We start from the raw sequence: 2,958 nt of genomic DNA, 5'->3' as shown, positions 1-2,958 counted from the left end.
TGGGCCCGCGGGCCCCGCCGCAGCGTGCGGGCCACATCGGGTATGCGGCGGGGGTCGGCACACGTTGTGTGCCGACCCCGGCCTCTTCATTGGTAGCGGGGACAGGATTTGAACCTGCGACCTCTGGGTTATGAGCCCAGCGAGCTACCGAGCTGCTCCACCCCGCGTCGATGAACGCAACAGTACGGCATCGAACGCCGTAACGGAAAACGGGTATCCGCCAAGAGGTCAGCTACGGTTCCCGCGCGGCTTCAGCGGCACGTTCGGCGGCTCCGGCGCCTGACTCACCTGGGAAGGACCTCCGACAGCGACAGGAACAAGGACCTCGACGATCCTCATTCCTACTGGCCAGAGGCAGTTTCGGCTTTCCTGACCACGCGTCGGACGATCCGCTTCACGAGAGCGCGAGGTTAGGCTTCCCGAGTCACCCGGACCGTCAGCAGACCTGGCGGCAGACCGACTTGAGGAGCGCGCGTCGTGTTCGACCCCGTAGCGGAGCACCCGTACCCCGACGCCCTCAGTCCGGACCAGGCACCCGCCCCGCACGCGCTGCTGGAACCGGTGCTCGGCCTGCTGGGAACCTGGCGCGGCCGGGGACGCGGCGAATACCCGACGCTCGACAGCGGGTTCACGTACGCGCAGGAGATCACCTTCGGCCACGACGGCCGCCCGTTCCTGCACTTCGAGACCCGGGCCTGGCTGCTCGACACCGACGGCGCTCCGCTGCGCCCCTCGGCGCGGGAGAGCGGCTGGTGGCGCATCCAGCCCGAGGGCCGGGTGGAGGCGCTGATCACCCAGCCCACCGGCATCGCCGAAATCCTGGTCGGCCGGGCGGACGGCACCACGGTCGACCTCGCCACCCACGCGGTGGCCCTCGCCCCCACGGCCAAGGAGGTCACCGCCACTCGCCGGCGCTACACCCTGACCGAGGACGGCACCCTCACCTTCACCCACGACCTCGCGGCCGTCGGCCAGCCGCTCCAGCACCATCTCTCGGCGCAGCTCCAGCGTAGGGGTTAGGGGCGGCCGTGATCCGCGCCGTGACGCCGGTCGAGCAGGCGTTCGGCGGGACCGGCGTGGTGGCGCCGGCGGTACTCGTCAGCATCTTGGTGCTGCGGCGGCCTCCAAGCACGGACGACTTGAAGGTCCTTTCCCGTCAGAAGATGCCGCTCCTGCCGCAGCAGTCGCCCCAGCCGGTGGTGGCGGTGCGGTCGGCTGCCGCCCCTGCGGCGGTCACCCCTCCGTGGCCGAGCCCCCGGCCCCAGCGTGGGAACGGCGCCCGGCCTTGCCCACCTGCCTTCCACGCTTTCGCGGGATGCCGGTCGGCCCGTGGGTGGCGTTGGTCACCGGCGGCCGGATCCAGGGGCGGCCGCCGGTGGTGCGAGGAGTCCCATCGCCGCAGGTCAGCGCACCCGGCCACGCGGCTTCAGGGGAATGGTCGGGAGCTCCGGTGCCAGGAGGCGGTCGCCCGGGTAGCCCTGCACCTCGCCGAAGCGGTCGCCGTGCTCCCAGTCCTCGCGGGCCCGGCGGATGTCGGCGTCGGTGCGGCCGATGAAGTTCCACCACATGACGATCTCCTCGCCGAAGGGCGGGCCGCCGATCAGGACGGCGACCGCGTCGGTGTCGGCGGTGTTGGTGAGGGTCAACTCGGCCGCGCCGGGGGCGAGGTAGCCGAGGGCGGCGGGTTCGAGGGCGGTGCCGGCGAGCAGGACGGTGCCGCGGTCGACGAGGAGGCCGTGCTCGTGGGCGGGGTCGACGGCGAGGGTGACGGTGGCGCCGGGGCGGAGGGTGAGTTCGGCGCCGAGCAGCGGGGTAAAGGTGCTCACCGGGGAGGTGTCACCGGCCAGGGTGCCGAGGAAGACGCGGGCCTCGCCACCGCCGTCGAGGGGGACGGCGGCGGGGGCGTGGTGCTGGAAGTTCCTTGGGGCGTGGCGGTGTTGGTCGGGGAGGGCGACCCAGAGCTGGACGCCGTGCAGGACGGTGGTGGCGGGGGTGGAGACCTCGGAGTGGCTGATGCCGTGGCCGCCGGTCATCAGGTTGAGCTCGCCGGGGCGGACGTACGCGTGCACGCCGAGGCTGTCGCGGTGCTCGATCTCGCCGGTGAAGAGCCAGCTGACGGTCTGCAAGCCGGTGTGCGGGTGGGGCGCGACGTCCATGCCGCCGGTGTCGGCGACGTCGTCGGGGCCGTAGTGGTCGACGAAGCACCAGGCGCCGATCAGGGTACGGGCCCGCTGCGGGAGGGTGCGCCGCACGGTCATCGCGCGCGGACCGCCGAGCGGCACGTCCCGCGCGGGCAGCACCTCGACCGAGGGTTGCACGGCGCCGGTCTCGACATAGTCCATGGCAGTTCCTCCCGTTGAACCGGATCGTTCCAGATTCAACTATTATGCCATGGGAAGATCATTGACGATCGCCACCGACCCCAGGCACAGGAGTCCACATGACCGACACCGCGACCGATGTGACGACCGCCCCGGCGCCCCGGCGCGTGTTCATCGACAAGCAGCACCCGGAGCCCTTCCGCGCGATGCGCGCCACCGCCGAGGCGGTCCGGGTCGCGGCCGCGGAGGCCGGTCTGGACCGGCGGCTGGTCGAGCTGGTCAACCTGCGGGTGTCACAGCTGAACGGCTGCGCCTACTGCCTGGACGTGCACACCAAGGCCGCGCTCCAGGAGGGCGAGACCACCCAGCGCCTCGGCGTGCTGCCGGCCTGGCGCGACACCCGGCTGTTCACGCCCCAGGAGCGCGCCTCGCTCGCGCTGGCCGAGGCGACCACGGTGCCCTCCGACGACACCGCGCAGGAGCGGGCCTACGCCGAGGCCCGCGCCGCGCTGACGGAGGAGCAGATCTCGGCGGTGATCTGGGTGGCCGTCACCATCAACGCCTTCAACCGGGTCTCCATCCTGAGCAAGCACCCCGTCCGCCCGGCCCGCTGAACGACGACGGCGGTCCCGCCCCC

At 72.1% G+C, this 2,958-nt stretch carries 3 protein-coding genes and 1 tRNA gene; 2 read left to right on the top strand and 2 right to left on the bottom strand.

Annotated elements, in window-relative coordinates:
- Positions 1-90: 90 nt before the first annotated feature.
- Positions 91-167 (bottom strand) — tRNA-Met (locus tag ACZ6ZR_RS04945).
- Between the two features lie 310 nt (positions 168-477).
- Here ACZ6ZR_RS04945 and ACZ6ZR_RS04940 point away from each other — a divergent pair.
- Complete coding sequence (locus ACZ6ZR_RS04940; protein WP_465639432.1) at positions 478-1,020, top strand: nitrobindin family protein; 543 nt, start codon at positions 478-480, stop codon at positions 1,018-1,020.
- 383 nt (positions 1,021-1,403) lie between these two features.
- Here ACZ6ZR_RS04940 and ACZ6ZR_RS04935 read toward each other — a convergent pair whose 3' ends face one another.
- Positions 1,404-2,342: a pirin family protein gene (locus ACZ6ZR_RS04935; protein WP_465639430.1), complete on the bottom strand. Its 939-nt coding sequence runs from the start codon at positions 2,340-2,342 to the stop codon at positions 1,404-1,406.
- 98 nt (positions 2,343-2,440) lie between these two features.
- Here ACZ6ZR_RS04935 and ACZ6ZR_RS04930 point away from each other — a divergent pair, with 98 nt between their 5' ends.
- Positions 2,441-2,935 (top strand): carboxymuconolactone decarboxylase family protein, encoded by a 495-nt coding sequence (locus ACZ6ZR_RS04930; RefSeq protein ID WP_465639428.1) that lies wholly within the window; start codon positions 2,441-2,443, stop codon positions 2,933-2,935.
- The last annotated feature ends 23 nt before the right edge of the window (positions 2,936-2,958 follow it).

This window comes from Kitasatospora sp. NPDC088742 (assembly GCF_055584905.1).
The sequence above is the reverse complement of the archived record's forward strand: the minus strand, read 5'-3'. Positions and strand labels throughout refer to the sequence as shown.